The sequence below is a fragment of the Blastococcus sp. SYSU DS0539 genome, from assembly GCF_054050855.1.
In genome coordinates, this window is sequence record NZ_JBJHAF010000004.1 from 244,184 (window position 1) to 260,325 (window position 16,142).

Here is a 16,142-nt window from a genome sequence, read left to right on the forward strand (position 1 = left end):
CCCCGGTGCCGGGTCGCCGCCGCGCCACCGTGCGCGCCTTCACCCGCCGGATGGCCCTGTGGGGCGCCGGGGACGGTGCGCACCTCGCCTGGGGTGGACCCGCCCGCCCGGCGCCGCGCGACGTCGACGCGCCCGTGGTGCTGCGCGAGCTGCCCAGCACCCCCTCGATCCAGCCCGTGGCGTCTTCCCCCGCCGCGGCGCTCCTTCCCGCGGGACCGGCCTCGTCGCCGGGGTCGCGAACCGGTACGGCCGCACCTGACGCGACCGCCCGTCCCACCTCCCCGAGCTCTCCGGAACCCCCGGCACGGTCGCAGCCACGCGTCGGCTCGCGGCTCCCGCGGGACCGGTCGTCCTCGGGTCGGTACGGGGCGCGGTCCACGCCGCCGTCTCTCCCGGTCCGCACCTCCGGCCAGGGCCGCACCTCCGGGGTGCCGGCACCGAGATCCCCCGGAGGGTCCGGTGGCGCCGGGGCCCGGGGCGATCCGTCCGGCCACCCGGTCCGGGGTTCGCCCCTCCCCCCGCGACGAACCTGGCCCGCGAACGGCTCCGATCCCGGTCCGTTCCCCGTGCGGGCACCCTCGTCGCACCCCCGCCCGGCGCCGACCGCGCCGAGCTGAACGCGCCGCGCGACCACGGCATCCAGCCGCGGACCGCCGTCCTCCGCTCTCCTGTCGAGCACGCCGGAACCGGCCACCCCCTTCCCCGGGTGGCGCGGATCGTCGACTCGGTTCCCGAGCACGTCCCCCCCTCGGCCGACCTCGGCCGCACCTGGCCCACCTCCGACGGTGCCCCTCCGGGCGCCCGCAGACCGCTCCGCCCGACGTATCCGGCCTCGTCCCCCCCGCACGGCTCCTGCTCGCCAGGCAGCGCGCGGACCCTCCAGGGAGGCACGGATCGCCGGCGGTCCGGCCCGCGGACCCGGAACCGTCCCGCGAGGTGGACGACAGGTCTCCTGCCGGTGCCCGCTGGCGCGATGCTCCTCGCGACCAGCCGGGTCTCTGACCGGCCGGGGCCTGGCCCGGTGCGGCCCGGTGCGCCACCGGCCCGCCCGCCGGCAGGGGTGCGGACGTCCCGGGTCCGGGCCGGACGTCCAGGGACCGGCGCTCCGGGACAGCGCCGGGACGACGCCCCGGGAACCGTGGGCACGCGCCGGTGGACGGAGCCTCCCGTCCGCTCTTCCCGCCGGACGGCGGGCGCCCCGCCGGAGCGGGCCGGACCGCTCGACGGCCCGGCCCCCGGCCGGGCGCCCGCCCCGGCCCCCGGCCGGGCGCCCGCCCCGGCCCCCGGCCGGGCGCCCGCCCCGGCTCCCGGGCAGCGCCCGCCGTCCTGCCTCCGCTCCCCCCGCCCTCGACGCGCACCGCCGGTGCGGCGGTGTGAAACGATCTACCCCTCGCCGCGTACCGGAGCAACCGTGCCGTCGGCTACCGCGGACCGTCTGTGGAGGGAAGCCCCCGTGACCGCCGCCGAGCTCTCCGACGGGCCGGCCCCCCAGGGGGCCCACGCCGGAACGGGCGACCGCGCGGACCTGGTGCGCCGGCTGGCCGGGGAGGCGCTCGGTTCGCGCAGCCTGCAGCGGCTGACCGACCTGGCCACCCGGCTGCTCGACTGCGACTCCGCCCAGGTGTCCCTCGTCGGCGAGGTGCAGACCGCGGTGGCCGGCACCGGGTTGCCGCCGGGCGGCATCGGGGCCCGGCTGCCGCTGGCCGACTCGCTGTGCGCCGTCGCGGTCACCCTCGGCGAGCCGCTCGTCGTGCCGGACGCCACGCGGGACGAGCGGGTGTCCGACCGCGCCCCCGTCCGGTCGGGGGAGGTCGGCGCCTATCTCGGGATCCCGCTCGGGATCGCCGGCGGCGAGCCGATCGGCGCGCTGTGCGCGTACGGCGCCCAGGCACGCCCCTGGACCGACCGAGACGTCGCCCTGCTCCGGCAGCTCGCCGACTCCGTGGGCACGGAGCTGCAGCTCATGGCGCTCACGGCGGAGTACGAGGCCCACCGGCTGCGCTTCGAGCTGGCCATCGACGCCGCCGGCATCGGCAGCTTCGACTGGAACCTGGAGACCGGGCGGCTGCTCTGGGACGACCGGCTGCTCGCCCTGTTCGGCTACGAGCGGGCCGACTTCGACGAGACGATCGACTCGTTCGCGGCGCGGGTGCACCCCGACGACCGGGAGCGGACGATGGACGCGCTGCAGGCGGCCGTCGACGAGTGCGGGGAATACGACGCCGAGTTCCGCGTCGTGCTGCCGACCGGGGGGACCCGCTGGGTGCGGGGCAGCGGCCGGGCGGTCGCCGGCGACAACGGGACCGCCGTCCGGCTGCTCGGGGCCAGCTACGACACCACGCCCCAGCGGCAGGAGGACGTCCGCATCGCCCGCCTGCTGGAGGCGATGAAGGCCTCGTTCTTCTCCCTGGACCGGGAGTGGCGCTTCTCCTACGTCAACGCCGAGGCCGAGCGGGTGCTGGGTATCCCGCGCGAGGAGCTGATCGGCGGAGTGGTCTGGGAGCTGTTCCCCGCGGCCGTGGGCAGCGACTTCGAGCGGCACTACCGGGCGGCGGTGTCGACGGGCCGGGAGCAGGTGTTCGAGGCGTACTACCCGCTGCCGCTGGACGCGCTGTTCGAGGTGCGCGCCTGGCCTACGCCCGACGGCCTGTCGGTGTCCTTCCTCGACGTGACCGAACGGCGGGCGGCCGAGGAGCAGGCGCGGCGCAGCGCCGCCCGGCTCGCGCTGGTCGCGCACACCACGACGGCGATGGCAGCCTCGCTCGACAGCCGGGTGGACGAGGAGGCCGCGCTGCAGCGGGTCGCCGGGCTGCTCGTCCCGGAGCTGGGGGACTGGGTGATCCTCAGCTTCGTCGACGCCGACGGCCGGATGCGCGACGTCGCCAGCTCGCACCGGGACCCGGACCTCCGGGAGCTGGTGGCCCGGTACGCGGCCACCCGGCTGGCGGCCCTGCAGCCCGACGCCCCCGTCCTGCGGGCACTGGCGTCCGGCCAGGTGTTCGTCGTCCCCGACGTCGCCGCCGCCGTCGGCCGCACCCTGCCGCCGGGCCCGGTGAGCGAGGCGTTCTGGGCGCTGGCCCCCCGGTCGGCGGTGACGCTGCCGATGGCGGTCCGCGGCCGGACCCTCGGCGCGCTCAGCATCTACCGCTCGGCCGACCGGCCGGTGCCCGGGGACGAGGACGTCGCGACGGCCCGGGACGTCGCCGGGCGGGTAGCGCTGGCGCTGGACAACGCCCGCCTCTACGAGCAGCAGCGGCGGCTGGCCGAGGGGCTGCAGCGCAGCCTCCTCACCGCCCCGCCGCAGCCCGACCACTCCGAGATCGTCGTGCGCTACCACCCGGCGATGGCCGTCGCCGAGGTCGGCGGCGACTGGTACGACGCCTTCGTGCAGCCGTCGGGCGCCACGATGCTGGTGATCGGCGACGTCGTCGGCCACGACACCGAGGCAGCCGCGGCCATGGGGCAGCTGCGCGGCATGCTACGGGGGATCGGCTACCGGGCCGGCATGGGGCCCGCCGCCGTCCTGACCGACCTCGACGCCGCCGTCCAGGGGCTGGGCATGGGCACGCTGGCGACCGCGGCGATCGTGCGCATCGAGCAGACCGCCGGGGAGCGGGCCGCGGGCGTGACGCGGCTGCGCTGGTCGAACGCCGGGCACCCGCCGCCGCTGGTGCTCCGGCCGGACGGCCGGATCGAGGAACTGGCCGGCGAGCGGGCCGAGCTCATGCTCGGGGTGGATGCCGGGGCGCGGCGGACCGAGACGGTGGTGACCGTGCCACGCGGCACGACCGTGCTGCTCTACACCGACGGCCTGGTGGAGGGCCGCGACCTCTCGCTCGACGAGGGCACGGCCCGGCTGAGGGCGGCGCTGGGCGAGCTGGCCGGGCGGCCGCTGCCGGAGCTGTGCGACGCGGTGATCGAGCGGCTGCGGCCCGAGGGGCTGCAGGACGACGTCGCCCTGGTGGCCATCCGGCTGCACCCGCAGGACTGAGACGGGCTCAGTCCGCGAGCAGGGCCCAGACGTGCTTGGCGCCGTCGCCGACATACCACCCGTGCTTCGGCGCGAGCTCGGCGATGAGGTAGAGCCCCAGGCCCCCGAGGCTGGGGTCGCGGCCGACCGCCGGCGTCGGCGGGGTCTGCGCCGCCTCGTCGGAGACCTCGACGACGAACGCGCTGCCGGTGCTGCGCAGCGCCGCCCGGACGTTCCCGCCGCCGTGGCGCAGCGCGTTGGAGGCCATCTCGTCCAGGGCCAGCACCAGCTTGTCGAGGAGGTCCTCGACCGCGGACCCGTCCACGCGCTCCCGGACCTCGGCGCGGACGGCGGGGAGCTCCGCGACGGTCCGCAGCTGCCAGGAGAGCACGGTCTCGGCCGGAGGCGGGAACGCCGACGGCCAGATGGTGCCGGCCGCCTGCCCTGTCACCCGTGCTCCTCGGTCTCGGGCCGACGTGCTGCGTGTGCCGACCGAACAACCTCGTATCGGCTCCTGCGGGCCGGATCAAACCTGAAGTAGCCCAGATCACAACACCGGAGAGGGTCAGCCGATTCGGCGTGCTTCTCGCGAGCACCCTGGGTCAGACCGCTGACGACGCGCGGCGAAGGACCACAGCGTTCCCGTGCGGGCGTGGTGGAGCGCCATGTCCGGCGTCGCCGTGGACAGTCGGGCGAGCACGCCCGCATCAGGCTCCCGCACTCCCAGCGCCGAGGCGGTCCCCTGCTGCGCCCGTGGCTCTCGCGAGCGCAGCGAGGTGGTCGGCCACGACGGCGGGCTCCCGCATGGCCGCTCCCATGACGGCGACGCCGTGAGCGCCGGCAACCAGGCAGCCGGGGACGTGCTCCGGTCGCACGCCGCCCAGGGCGAGCACCGGCGGCGCCTCCGGGACCAGTGCCGCCAGCCCGTCGAGTCCGAGCGCCGGGCCGTAACCGGGCTTGGACGACGTGGGGAAGATCGGGGAGAGGGAGACCCAGTCACAGCCCTCGGCTGCCGCCCGGGCCAGTTCGGCCGCCGAGTGGCAGGAGCGCCCCACCAGCGGAGGGCGCACCGCTGGGAACGGGTCGTCGGCCGACAGGTGCACCGCCGTGCCTGCCGGCGCCCCGGCCGCGCCGCCCCACACCAGCAGGCCGCCCACCGGGTCGAGCACCGCACGGACCTTCCCGGCCAGGGCGCGCCGATCCCCGAGGGACAGGTCCTTGTCCCGCAGCAGCACCGCCCGCGCGCCGGCGGCCACGGCTGCGGCCACCACGTCCGGCAACGGCCGGGACGCCTGTGTCCGGTCGGTGATGACGAGCAGTCGGGGAACCGTCACAGCCCGGGCAGACCCTCGAACGACGTCGAGGCCTCGGCGTGCCAGCGGCGCGGGATGCGACCCGCGAGCTTCGCCGAGCGGCCGCCCTCGACCGCCTGGCGCATCGCCAGCGCCATGCGCTCGGGATCGCGGGCGCGGGTGACGGCCGAGGCCAGCAGCACCGCGTCACAGCCGAGCTCCATGGCCAGCGCGGCGTCGGAGGCGGTGCCGATGCCGGCGTCGAGGACCACCGGTACGGCGACCGCCTCGCGCAGGAGGGCGATGTTGTGCGGGTTGCGGATCCCCAGACCGCTGCCGATCGGGGAGCCCAGCGGCATGACCGCGGCACAGCCGGCGTCGGCGAGGCGGCGACCGAGCACCGGGTCGTCGGTGGTGTAGGCGAGCACGGTGAAACCCTCGGCGACCAGCTGCTCGGCGGCGTCGAGCAGCTCGACGGCATCGGGGAGCAGCGTGCGGTCGTCGCCGATCACCTCGAGCTTCACCCAAGGGGTGCCGAACGCCTCGCGGGCCAGCCGGGCGGTGCGCACGGCTTCCCTGGCGGTCCGGCAGCCGGCGGTGTTGGGCAGCAGCTGGACCCCGGCACGCTCCAGGACCTGCATCATCGAGCCGGACGCCGAAGCCTCCACCCGGCGCAGCGCCACGGTGACCAGCTGGGTGCCCGACGCGCGCACCGCGGCCTCGAGCGCCTCCAGGCTGGGTACCCCGCCGGTGCCGAGAAGCAGCCGCGAGCGGAAGGTCTGCCCGCCCAGCAGGAACGGGTCGGCCGTCTCCTCCCGCGCCAGCGCGGACGCCAAGCCCTCGGTGTGCACGTCGTCGGTCGTCATCTCAGCCTCCTGCGGTCGGGGCCAGCACCTCGACGGCGTCGCCGGGTGCCAGCGGGGTCTGCGCCCAGCTGCTGCGCGGGACGACGTCGCCGTTGCGGGCCACGGCGACGCGGTCGTGCCCGCCGGCACGGGCCGCCACCAGGTCGGCCACGGTCGCGCCGTCGCCCAGCTCGACGATCTCGCCGTTGACGGTCACCTGCATCTCAGCGTCCCTCCGACGTGCCGACGGCGAACCGGTCGGCGGTGAACGGCGCGGCCACCTGCGGCAGCGCGCCGGTGGACAGCAGCTCGCCGGTCGCCTCCGCCGTGACCGGGGTGAGCAGCACACCGTTGCGGTGGTGGCCGGTGGCGAGCACCAGGCCGGGCAGCGACGACGGACCCAGCAGCGGGGCGTTGTCCGGGGTGCCCGGGCGCCAGCGGGCCAGGGTCTCGGCCAGCTCCAGCTCCTCCACCTCGGGCACGACCTCGATCGCGTCGTGCAGCAGGTCGTGCACGCCGCCGGCGGTGACGCGGGCGTCGAAGCCACGGTCCTCCACGGTTGCCCCCACGATCAACCCGCCGTCGCCGTACGGGACGAGGTAGACGTGCCGGCCGCGGACCAGCGCCCGGACGGTGCCCTGCAGCAGGCCGTCGGCCCCGGCCAGCCGCAGGATCTGCCCCTTCACCGGCCGCACGGGCAGCGGCGGGACGCCGGCGAGGGCGCCGCTGTGCGCGCCGAGGGCCAGCACGGTGGTCCGGGCCGGGACGAGCCCGCCCGACACCAGCCGCACGCCGACGGCCCGGTCGTCCTCGACGACGACCTCCGCCACCCGCTCGCGCACCAGCTCCACGCCCGTCGCCCCGGCGGCGACCAGCAGCGCGGCGTGCACGGCGCGACCGTCCACGGAGTGGTCGCCCTCGACCAGCAGCCCACCGCGGACGCGCGGGGTGAGCGCGGGTTCCCGGCGGCGGGTCTCCCGAGGGGGGAGCCGCTCGGCGGCCAGGCCCAGCTCCCGCTGGAAGCTCAGCAGCGAGTCCAGCTCGCGGACGTCGTCCTCGTCGAAGCCGAGCACCAGGGTGCCGGCGGTGCGCAGCCCCACCGCGACGCCGGAGGCCGCCTCCAGCTCCGCGGCGAACGCCGGCCAGCTCGCCAGCGAGGCCAGGCCGAGCCGCAGCAGGCCCTCCTCGCGGTAGCCGGCCTCGGCCACCGGCGCCAGCATCCCGGCCGCGGCGGCCGACGCGCCCGCCCCCGGGGCGTCGTCGACGACGGTCACCGACAGGCCCCGGCGGGCGGCCCGCCAGGCCACCGCCAGCCCGATCAGCCCTCCGCCGGCGACGACGACGTCGGTCATCGGCGGCGTCGGGCGGCCAGCGCGACGGGCACGGTCAGGGCGACGGCCACCGCCAGACCGACCAGGGACGCCGACCACCCGTTGCCCGGATCGATGCCGAGGTCGGCCTGCCGCGCGCCCCACCACGCCGTCCAGCCCGAGCCCGGCCCGGGGAAGTAGGTGGGCAGCGTCAGCTGGTAGGCGACGAACCCGGTGACCCACGGCAGCAGGTACAGCGGCCGGGCCGGCGCGGTGTCGGAGGTGTCCCAGCCCCCGCGCGGGGTCAGCCAGTACGCCACCAGCAGCACGCCGGCCAGGGGCACGAACACCGCGCCGATGAGGAAGAGGAACGGCTCGTAGGCGACCACGTCGAGGCTGAAGGCCAGCAGCGTCGCGACGCCGCCGACGGCCACCGCCAGCACCCGCCGGTCGAGCCGGCCGACGACGTTCTGCGCGGACACCGCGGTCGAGTAGACGTTGGCGAAGGCTTCGTCGAGCTCCACGGTGACCAGCACCAGCACCGCCAGCGCGCCGAGCGGCACGGCCAGCAGCGCGTCGATCACGTCGAGCCCGCCGCTGCCGTAGGCGGCCAGCGCCAGCACGCCGAGGGTGAACATGGCGACCGTGGCGAGCCCGTAACCCACGCCCGCGCCCACGCCGGCGGCCCGGGTGCTGCGCGCGTGGCGGGTGTAGTCGGCGGCCAGCGGCAGCCACGAGACCGGTAGCGCGATGACGATGTCGGCCGCCGTCCAGAACGACGTCGCCCCGCCGCCCTCGAGCGGGGGCAGCGGCTCGGCCAGCACCTGCACGAACAGGTAGACCACGGCGGCCAGCGCGGCCCAGACCGCGTAGCGGGCCAGGACGCGGACGACGCCGAGCGGCCGCAGCGCCATCGCGGTCGCGAGCACCCCCGCGGCGAGGACGAACGGCCAGCGGGGTGCATCGAGCACCCGCGACGCGGCCTCGGCGATGATGACGATCTCGAACGTCGCCCAGCCGATGCACTGGACGAGGTTGAACGCGGTCGGCAGCCAGGACGTGCGCCGGCCGAGCAGGCCGCGCAGCAGCACCATCCCCGGTACGCGTTCCCGCGCACCCGCTGCCGCGACCAGCCCCAGCAGGACCGATCCGATGACCGCACCCACGGCGATGGCGGAGAGGGTCACCCACAGCGGCCGGCCCGGCAGCACGACGAAGACGGCCGCGACCGGCAGCAGCAGGCTGACGCCGAGGTTCGCCCAGAGGCCGAACGTGTCCCGGAGGCCGAGCGTGGGTGGTGGCGCCTCGCCGAGGGTGAGGGGTGCTTCTGTGGTCCGGACGTCGTCCGACGTGCTCATGGTCGCTCCCTACGCCGGCATTACCCGGACAGGTTCCAGCGGTCGGCGACGTGTCCAGTCGCCCTCTCAGCCCGGTGACCCGAGCTCCCGCACATGGCGCTGCCACCATACGCACGCCGTAGGGTTCCCGGCCGTGCCGGTCATCGACCTGCTCGCCCGCCACGCCGGTGCGTGGGGCCGAGCCACCCGACATCCCTTCCTCTCGGCCGTCCGCGACGGCACCGTGCCCGAGGCCGCGTTCGACACCTGGCTGGTGCAGGACGCGCACTTCGTCGCCGACCTGCTGCGCTTCCAGGCGCGGCTGCTGGCACGCGCCCCACGCGCCGCGCAGCCGGTGCTGGCCGCGGGGTGCGTCGCGCTGGTCGAGGAGCTGGCCTGGTTCGACGGGCAGGCCGCCGCGCGGGGGCTGGACCTGGGCCGGCCGCGGCTCCCGGCCACCGAGGCCTACGCGCGGCTGCTGGCGCGTCTCGACGACGCCGACGTCCCGACCGCGCTGACCGCCCTGTGGACGATCGAGCGGACCTATCTCGACGCCTGGTCGTGGGCCCTGCCCGGCGCACCGGCCTACCGCGCGTTCGTCGAGCACTGGACCGTTCCCGGGTTCGCCGCGTACGTCGCCGGGCTCGAGGCGGCCGCCGACGAGGCGGGGCCGGCCGGGGACGGGGTCTTCCTCGAGGTCGTCGACGCCGAGACGGCGTTCTGGCAGACGGCGCTGCCCGCATGACGCTTTCAGCCGCGCTGTGGTCCGGCAGCGCCGACCTCGCGCGGGCCGCCCTGGCGCACCCGCTCGTGACGGGGATCGCCGACGGGTCGCTGCCCCGCGAGCGCTTCGCCGGATACGTCGCCCAGGACGCGTTCTTCCTGGAGGCGTTCGCCCGCGCCTACGCCCTCGGGGTGGCGCACAGCCGCGACCGGGGCACGCTGGAGACGTTCACCGACCTGCTGGGCGGCGTGCGGGACGAGCTGCGCCTGCACGACGGCTACGCCGCCCGGTGGGGCATCGACCTGGCTGACGTGGAGCCCGCGCCGGCGACGCTGGCCTACACCGAGTTCCTGCTGGCCACGGCCGCGCTCGGCGACGTCGGGGAGACCTGCGCGGCCATGGTCCCGTGCATGCGGCTCTACGCCCACCTCGGCCAGGCGCTGGCGCCGCGGGCGGGCGGGCCCTACCGGGAGTGGGTGGACACCTACGCCGACCCGGGGTTCGAGCAGCTGGCCACGACGCTGGAGGCGCTGCTCGACCGGACGGCTACGGACACCCCGGCGGTGCGGCGGGCGTACCGCCGGGCGATGCAGCTGGAGGTGGACTTCTTCGGCGCCGCCGCCCGGGGGTGGGGTACCGTCGCCGCCGAGTGACACGGGGTGTCCGCCGTCGTGCGGACTGAGAGCACACCCGTCGAACCTGACCAGGTCATGCTGGCGAAGGGATGTCACGGCGTGGATGCCGCTGCGTTGACCACTGCCCGATCGGCGCTGACCGATGCCGTGCCGCTGGTGCACTGCCTGACCAACACCGTGGTGCAGACGCTCACCGCCAACGCGCTGCTCGCCGTGGGAGCCGCTCCGGCGATGGTGGACGAGCCGCTGGAGGCCGAGGGCTTCGCGGCCGTGGCCTCGGCGGTGCTGGTCAACCTCGGCACGGTGCACGAGCGCACCGCTGCCGCCATGCGGCTCGCGGCGCGGGCGGCCGCCGCGGCGGGGACGCCCTGGGTGCTCGACCCGGTTGCGGTGGGCGGGCTGGCCTTCCGCACCGACCTGGCCGCCGAGCTGCTCGACTCCCGGCCCGCCGTCGTCCGCGGCAACGCCTCGGAGGTGCTGGCGCTGGCCGGCGCCGGGGCGGGCGGGCGCGGGGTGGACTCGACGGCGACCGCCGACGACGCGCTGGAGGCCGCCACGGTGCTGGCGGCGCGCACCGGCGGGGTGGTGGCGGTCAGCGGGCCGGTCGATCTGGTGACGGACGGGTCCCGCACCGTGCGGATCGGGGGCGGGTCGGCCCTGCTCACCCGCACCACCGGGGCCGGGTGCGCCCTCGGCGCGCTGGTCGCCGCCTACGTCGCGGTCGCCGGCGACGCGCTGACCGGAGCAGTCGCCGCCCACGCGCACGTCGCCCTAGCCGCCGAGGCCGCGGCCGCCGTCGCCGCCGGGCCCGGCACCTTCGCCCCGCTCTGGCTCGACACCCTCGATGCGGTGACCGACCTCGGCCCGGCGCAGGTGACGGGGTGAGGCCGGCCTTCGACCCCACGCTCTACCTGGTCACCGACACGGCACTGGCCGGGGCCCGGGGCGTCCCCGACGTCGTCCGGGCCGCGGTGGCCGGCGGCGTCACGGCCGTGCAGGTCCGGGACAAGACGGCGTCGCGGCGGGAGCTGTACGACCTGACGGTGGCCGTGCGCGAGGCGCTGGCCGGCACGTCCGGGGTGGCGCTGTTCGTGAACGACGCGGTCGACGTCGCGCTCCTGGCCGGGGCGGACGGGGTGCACGTCGGCCAGGACGACCTGCCGCCCGCGGAGGTGCGGGCGCTGATCGGGCCGGACCGGCTGCTCGGTCTCTCGACCGGCGACGAGGCGGAGCTGGCCGTCGCGCTGGCGCTCCCGCCGGGCACGGTCGACGTCGTCGGCGTCGGCCCGGTGTGGTCGACGCCGACCAAGCCCGACGCCGGCGCCGGCCTCGGACCGGCGGGGGTCGCCGCCCTCGCCGCCACCGCCCGGCGCGGTGGCCTGCGCACGGTGGCGATCGGGGGCATCGACGCCGTCCGGGCTCCGCAGGTGACCGGTGTGGACGGGATCTGCGTGGTGTCCGCCATCTGCGCCGCCCCTGATCCGCAGGCGGCGGCCCGGTCGCTGCGGTCGGCCCTCGCCGGGCGGGAGCCGGCATGACGCCCGTCGCGCTCACCGTCGCCGGCAGCGATCCCAGCGGCGGGGCCGGCATCCAGGCGGACCTGAAGACCTTCAGCGCGCTGGGCGTCTACGGCACCGCCGTCCTCACCGCGCTGACCGCGCAGAACACCCGGGGCGTCACCGGAGTGCACCCCGTGCCGGCGGCGTTCGTGGCCCAGCAGATCGGCACGCTCCTCGACGACGTGACGGTGCACGCCACGAAGACCGGCATGCTCGGCACGGCCGACGTCGTCCAGGCCGTGGCCGCCGCACTGACCGGCCGGGCCGCCGGGCCGGTGGTGGTCGACCCGGTGATGGTCGCCACCAGCGGTGACCGGCTCGTGGACGAGGACGCGATCGCCGCCGTGCGCGACGTCCTGCTGCCGGTGGCCGACCTGATCACACCCAACGTGCCGGAGGCGGCGGCACTGCTCGACGTACCGCCGGCTGCAACGGCCGCCGAGCTGCCCGCCCAGGCACGGGCGCTGCTGGAGTTCGGCCCGCGGGCGGTCCTGCTCAAGGGCGGGCACCTCGGCGGGGCCGAGAGCGTCGACGTCCTGGCCACCGCGGACGACGTCCTGACGTTCGTGCGGCCACGGCTGCACACCCGGGCCACGCACGGCACCGGCTGCACGCTGTCGTCGGCGATCGCCGCCCTGCTGGCCCGCCGTCGCGCCGGGTCGGTGGACGTCTCCGTCGAGGTGGCCGACTGGGCGCCGGTCGTCGAGGGTGCCCGCGACTACCTGCAGGTCGCGCTGGCAGGGGGTGAGGCGCTGGGCGTCGGTTCGGGGCACGGGCCGGTGCACCACTTCGCCGGCATCTGGGACGCCTAGCGGGTCAGCCGGTCACCAGGCCGAGGAGCAGGTGGGCGTTGAGCCCGATGATGAGCGCCGCGATCACGGCGCCGGCGATCGTGGTGATCCGGCGGTTCACCCAGCCGGCCATCAGGTCGCGGCGGCTGGTCAGCCACAGCAGCGGGACCAGCGCGAACGGGATGCCGAAGGAGAGCACCACCTGGGACCACACCAGGGCGGTCGTCGGGTCGCCGCCGAGCACGAGCACCGCCAGCGCCGGGGCGAGGGTGATCAGCCGGCGGGTGAGCACCGGGATGTGCTTGCGCAGGAACCCGGCCATGACCACCTGACCGGCGTGCGTGCCGACCGAGGAGGAGGCGAACCCGGAGGCCAGCAGCGCGAGGGCGAAGGCGAGCGCCGCCCCGGTGCCGAGCTGGTCGCCCAGCCCGGCGTGCACGCCCTCGAGGGTGTCGGCGCCGCTGCCGCTGGTGAACAGCTGCGCGGCGATGATCAGCATCGCGGCGTTGACCAGCCCGGCCAGGCCCATCGCCAGCAGCACGTCCAGCCGCTGGGCCCGCAGCAGCCGCCGTCGTCCCTGGTGGGTGCGGCCGGCGGTGACCGCGTCGCCGTAGCGGCCGGGGGTCAGCGCGGAGTGCACGTAGATGACGTGCGGCATGACCGTGGCGCCGAGGATGCCGGTGGCCAGCACGATGCTGTCCGCACCCTCGAACGAGGGCACCATCCCGCCGGCCACGCCGCCCAGGTCGACGCCGGCGCCGATCAGCGTGTAGCCGAAGCCGAGGCCGACGACCAGCAGCAGCCCGGTGATGACCCGCTCGAAGGGCCGGTGCCCGCGGGACTGGGCCGCCAGCAGGACGAAGGCGACGACGGCCGTGATCAGCCCGCCGATCGGCAGCGGCACCCCGAACAGCAGGTTCAGCGCCACCGCGCCGCCGACGATCTCGGCGAGGTCGGTGGCGATGGCCACCGCCTCCGCCTGCAGCCACAGGCCCCAGGTGACCGGCCGGGGGAGGCGCTCGCGGCAGAGCGTGGCCAGGTCGCGGCCGGTGGCCAGCCCGAGCTTCGCCGTCAGCGACTGGATGAGCATCGCCATGAGGTTCGCCGCGACGATGACCCACAGCAGCGTGTACCCGAACGCCGCACCGCCGGAGAAGTTGGTGGCGAAGTTGCCCGGGTCGACGTAGGCGACGGCGGCGACGAAGGCCGGGCCCAGCATCGACCACAGCCGGCGCCGGCCCGGAGCGGGCGGTGCGGGGCGCGCGGGCGCCCCCAGCGTCGTGGGGAGGACGGCGGCCTCGGTCTTCGACAGGTACACGGCGGCCTCGCAGGCGGTTCGGGACTGGGCGGTCGCTCCTGTCCTGCCCGGCCGGGGTGTCACGCCGGGGCCGACCGGTGGCCCCCGGGGGCCAAGGTCAGGCTGGCCTTGCCCGCGCCCCCGCTGCGCGCACGAGGGCGTCGATGCGGCGGGCGTGCGCGCCGCGCCAGTACACCTGCCCGCAGGCGGTGCACCGGGCGAACTCGTCGACGCTGCGCCGCGTGCCCGGCTCGAGCAGCTCGGCGACCTCGGCCTTCGGCACCGGCCGGACGACGCCGCCGCAGGCGGGGCACCGGGTCAGCGGCGCCAGCGCCGGCGCGAAGCGGTCCAGGACGTCGGCGAGCTGCGCCTCGGTGCCCGCGCCGCGGACGAGGGCCCCGTGCCGCACGGCCGCGCGCATCAGCAGCCCGCGGTCCTGGGTGAGCAGCACCCGGTCCTCCGCGGCGGCGCGGGCCACGAGGTCGGCGTCCTCGGCCCGGTTCGACCAGGACGCGTCCAGGCCGAGCAGCCGCAGCCGGCGGGCCAGCGCGCCGAGGCCGACGTCGAGCAGGTAGCCGCCCGGCGGCGCGGCCTGCGGGCGGGCGCGCTCCTCGATCACCAGGGTGCTGCCCGGCCGGGCCCGGGCGGCGGAGGCGGCCGGCTCCCCGTCCAGCCGCAGGGAGCCGACCTCGGTCGGCGGCACGCCCGCTGCGCGCACCAGGTGGCCGAGCGTCGCGTCGGGATCGAACCGCAGCCGCCGGACGCCGACGGCGCGGTCCCGCGCCGGGAGCAGGAACCGCAGCGCGGGTGGCACCGCGACGGCGACGTCCACGGCCATGCCGGGGCCCCTACCCGGCCGGTCCGCCGGGCGACACGTGCGGCCGGCCCAGGAGTGGACCGCGCCGTCCCTGGGCACGGATCAGCCGTTCCCCGTCCGACCGTGGAGGTCCCGTGCCCGACACCGCAGTCCGCCCCCTCGCCCTCGTCACCGGTGCCTCCAGCGGCATCGGGTTCGAGCTGGCCAAGCAGTTCGCCGAGCACGGCTACGACCTGATCGTCGCGGCCGAGGACACCGGGCTGGAGGCGGCGGCCCTGCAGCTGCGCCAGCGGGGCGCCGCCGTCTCCCCGGTGCGCGCCGACCTCGCCCGCCGCGAGGAGGTGGAGAAGCTGGTGGCCGCCGTGCGTGGCGCCGGCCGCCCGCTCGACGCGGCCGCCCTCAACGCCGGTGTGGGCGTCGGCGGCCGCTTCGTCGAGACCGACCTCGAGGCGGAGCTGCGCCTGGTCGCGCTGAACTGCGTCTCGACGATGCACCTGGCCAAGCGGATCGCCCAGGACATGGTGGTCCGCAACGAGGGCCGGATCCTGTTCACCTCGTCGGTCGCGTCCCAGGCGCCGCAGCCCTTCCAGGCGGTCTACGGGGCGTCGAAGGCGTTCGTCCAGTCGCTGGCGCTGGCGCTGCGCGAGGAGCTCGCCGACACCGACGTGACGGTCACGACCATGCTTCCCGGTCCGACCGACACCGAGTTCTTCGACCGCGCCGACCTCACCGACACCAAGCTCGGCGCGTCGGACAAGAAGGACGACCCGGCGCAGGTGGCCGAGCAGGGCTTCGCGGCGCTGATGAAGGGCGAGGCCACGGTGTTCGCCGGCTCCCTGGCCAGCAAGGCCATGGGGCGCATGTCGGCGGTGACCCCCGACACGGCCGCCGCGAAGACGATGAAGCCGATGGCCGCCCCGGGCTCCGCCGAGGGGTGAGCCGTCCGGCACGATCGGGGACGTGACGCCGCCGCAGCCGCCCGGGCCGCTGGAGCCCGTCGAGCTGCCCGTCGGCCCGCTCCTGCTGCGGCCCTGGCGGGAGGACGACGTCGAGGCGGTGTGGGCGGCCTTCCAGGACCCCGGCATCCGGCTCTGGAACGGCGGCGGCGTGGCCTCCCGCACCGACGCTCTGGTGCTGCTCGGCCGCCGGATGGACTGGACGTCGGGCGACCACGCGTCGTGGGCGCTGGTGGAGCCGGTGACCGGGGAGCTGCTGGCGTCGGTGTCGCTGCACTCCATCGACCGGCTCCAGGGCGGTGCCGAGGTCGGCTACTGGACGGTGCCCGCCGCCCGGGGCCGGGGTCTCGCCGCCGCGGCGGTCGACGCCGTCTGCCGGTGGGCCTTCCGGGCGCTGCCGATCGACCGCATCGAGCTGTGCCACGCGGTGGAGAACACCGCCTCCGGGCGGGTCGCGGAGAAGGCCGGCTTCGGCTACGAGGGCCGGCTGCGGCGGTCCTTCCGCTACGGCGACGGCGTGAAGCACGACGAGCTGCTGTGGGCCCGGCTGGCCGGTGACCCCGCCCCGGAGGTCGCCGTCCGCGGCTGAGCTCCGGAGCGGGCGGCGTC

The 16,142-nt window shown here is 76.7% G+C and carries 16 protein-coding genes and 2 riboswitches; of the genes, 8 read left to right on the forward strand and 8 right to left on the reverse strand.

The annotated features are described in order from the left end of the window. The first annotated feature begins 1,453 nt into the window (after positions 1 to 1,453). Positions 1,454 to 3,991: a SpoIIE family protein phosphatase gene (locus ACI790_RS07360; protein ID WP_456569137.1), complete on the forward strand. Its 2,538-nt coding sequence runs from the start codon at positions 1,454 to 1,456 to the stop codon at positions 3,989 to 3,991. Between the two features lie 7 nt (positions 3,992 to 3,998). Here ACI790_RS07360 and ACI790_RS07365 read toward each other — a convergent pair whose 3' ends face one another. The 6 genes from ACI790_RS07365 to ACI790_RS07390 form a co-directional block, all read right to left on the reverse strand. Then, a complete protein-coding gene (locus ACI790_RS07365; protein ID WP_456569138.1) occupies positions 3,999 to 4,421 on the reverse strand; it encodes an ATP-binding protein in 423 nt (140 codons plus the stop codon). Between the two features lie 256 nt (positions 4,422 to 4,677). Further along, the gene (locus ACI790_RS07370) at positions 4,678 to 5,304 is read right to left on the reverse strand and encodes a thiamine phosphate synthase (protein WP_456569139.1); all 627 of its coding nucleotides are present in this window, start codon (positions 5,302 to 5,304) and stop codon (positions 4,678 to 4,680) included. Then, positions 5,301 to 6,128 carry a thiazole synthase gene (locus tag ACI790_RS07375; protein ID WP_347058794.1) on the reverse strand — a complete coding sequence of 276 codons (828 nt, stop codon included), beginning with the start codon at positions 6,126 to 6,128 and terminating at the stop codon, positions 5,301 to 5,303. Before ACI790_RS07375 ends, ACI790_RS07370 begins: the two co-directional genes overlap by 4 nt. 1 nt (position 6,129) lies before the next feature. Further along, on the reverse strand, positions 6,130 to 6,330 hold the full coding sequence (thiS, locus tag ACI790_RS07380) for a sulfur carrier protein ThiS (protein ID WP_456569140.1): 201 nt from the start codon (positions 6,328 to 6,330) through the stop codon (positions 6,130 to 6,132). A 1-nt stretch (position 6,331) separates the two neighbouring features. Continuing rightward, positions 6,332 to 7,459 (reverse strand): glycine oxidase ThiO, encoded by a 1,128-nt coding sequence (gene thiO, locus ACI790_RS07385; protein ID WP_456569141.1) that lies wholly within the window; start codon positions 7,457 to 7,459, stop codon positions 6,332 to 6,334. Continuing rightward, positions 7,456 to 8,775, reverse strand: a complete 1,320-nt coding sequence (locus ACI790_RS07390; protein ID WP_456569142.1) for a purine-cytosine permease family protein — start codon at positions 8,773 to 8,775, stop codon at positions 7,456 to 7,458. The genes thiO and ACI790_RS07390 overlap by 4 nt, the downstream gene beginning before the upstream one ends. Beyond that, positions 8,765 to 8,876, reverse strand: a riboswitch (TPP riboswitch). (Overlaps the previous gene by 11 nt.) A 32-nt stretch (positions 8,877 to 8,908) precedes the next feature. Between ACI790_RS07390 and ACI790_RS07395 the strand changes: the two genes are divergently transcribed. The 5 genes from ACI790_RS07395 to thiD all read left to right on the forward strand — a co-directional run bounded on the left by ACI790_RS07395 (position 8,909) and on the right by thiD (position 12,484). After that, on the forward strand, positions 8,909 to 9,499 hold the full coding sequence (locus ACI790_RS07395) for a thiaminase II/PqqC family protein (RefSeq protein WP_456569143.1): 591 nt from the start codon (positions 8,909 to 8,911) through the stop codon (positions 9,497 to 9,499). Then, the gene (locus ACI790_RS07400) at positions 9,496 to 10,131 is read left to right on the forward strand and encodes a TenA family protein (protein ID WP_456569144.1); all 636 of its coding nucleotides are present in this window, start codon (positions 9,496 to 9,498) and stop codon (positions 10,129 to 10,131) included. The genes ACI790_RS07395 and ACI790_RS07400 overlap by 4 nt, the downstream gene beginning before the upstream one ends. Continuing rightward, positions 10,124 to 10,220: riboswitch (TPP riboswitch) on the forward strand. It overlaps the preceding gene by 8 nt. A 7-nt stretch (positions 10,221 to 10,227) precedes the next feature. Continuing rightward, positions 10,228 to 10,998 carry a hydroxyethylthiazole kinase gene (gene thiM / locus ACI790_RS07405; RefSeq protein ID WP_456569145.1) on the forward strand — a complete coding sequence of 257 codons (771 nt, stop codon included), beginning with the start codon at positions 10,228 to 10,230 and terminating at the stop codon, positions 10,996 to 10,998. Beyond that, positions 10,995 to 11,651 carry a thiamine phosphate synthase gene (thiE, locus tag ACI790_RS07410; protein ID WP_456569146.1) on the forward strand — a complete coding sequence of 219 codons (657 nt, stop codon included), beginning with the start codon at positions 10,995 to 10,997 and terminating at the stop codon, positions 11,649 to 11,651. The genes thiM and thiE overlap by 4 nt, the downstream gene beginning before the upstream one ends. Next, positions 11,648 to 12,484 (forward strand): bifunctional hydroxymethylpyrimidine kinase/phosphomethylpyrimidine kinase, encoded by an 837-nt coding sequence (gene thiD / locus ACI790_RS07415; RefSeq protein ID WP_456569147.1) that lies wholly within the window; start codon positions 11,648 to 11,650, stop codon positions 12,482 to 12,484. Before thiE ends, thiD begins: the two co-directional genes overlap by 4 nt. Before the next feature lie 4 nt (positions 12,485 to 12,488). Here the strand turns inward: thiD and ACI790_RS07420 are convergent, their stop codons facing one another. Together ACI790_RS07420 and ACI790_RS07425 are read right to left on the reverse strand one after the other, a co-directional pair. Beyond that, complete coding sequence (locus ACI790_RS07420) at positions 12,489 to 13,781, reverse strand: Nramp family divalent metal transporter (protein ID WP_456569148.1); 1,293 nt, start codon at positions 13,779 to 13,781, stop codon at positions 12,489 to 12,491. Positions 13,782 to 13,878: 97 nt separating this feature from the next. Next, entirely contained in the window at positions 13,879 to 14,598 is a 720-nt protein-coding gene (locus tag ACI790_RS07425) for a Mut7-C RNAse domain-containing protein (protein WP_456569149.1), read from the reverse strand. A gap of 113 nt (positions 14,599 to 14,711) precedes the next feature. Here ACI790_RS07425 and ACI790_RS07430 point away from each other — a divergent pair, with 113 nt between their 5' ends. Then, positions 14,712 to 15,515, forward strand: a complete 804-nt coding sequence (locus ACI790_RS07430) for an SDR family NAD(P)-dependent oxidoreductase (RefSeq protein WP_456569150.1) — start codon at positions 14,712 to 14,714, stop codon at positions 15,513 to 15,515. A 22-nt stretch (positions 15,516 to 15,537) separates the two neighbouring features. Further along, on the forward strand, positions 15,538 to 16,122 hold the full coding sequence (locus tag ACI790_RS07435; RefSeq protein ID WP_456569151.1) for a GNAT family N-acetyltransferase: 585 nt from the start codon (positions 15,538 to 15,540) through the stop codon (positions 16,120 to 16,122). The last annotated feature ends 20 nt before the right edge of the window (positions 16,123 to 16,142 follow it).

Bases quoted from the DNA above. Each gene is read 5' to 3' on its own strand.
- thiD (WP_456569147.1), top strand. From the start codon at position 11,648: ATGACGCCCGTCGCGCTCACCGTCGCCGGCAGCGATCCCAGCGGCGGG.
- thiS (WP_456569140.1), bottom strand. From the start codon at position 6,330: ATGCAGGTGACCGTCAACGGCGAGATCGTCGAGCTGGGCGACGGCGCG.
- ACI790_RS07425 (WP_456569149.1), bottom strand. From the start codon at position 14,598: ATGGCCGTGGACGTCGCCGTCGCGGTGCCACCCGCGCTGCGGTTCCTG.
- ACI790_RS07375 (WP_347058794.1), bottom strand. From the start codon at position 6,128: ATGACGACCGACGACGTGCACACCGAGGGCTTGGCGTCCGCGCTGGCG.
- ACI790_RS07400 (WP_456569144.1), top strand. From the start codon at position 9,496: ATGACGCTTTCAGCCGCGCTGTGGTCCGGCAGCGCCGACCTCGCGCGG.
- thiO (WP_456569141.1), bottom strand. From the start codon at position 7,459: ATGACCGACGTCGTCGTCGCCGGCGGAGGGCTGATCGGGCTGGCGGTG.
- ACI790_RS07390 (WP_456569142.1), bottom strand. From the start codon at position 8,775: ATGAGCACGTCGGACGACGTCCGGACCACAGAAGCACCCCTCACCCTC.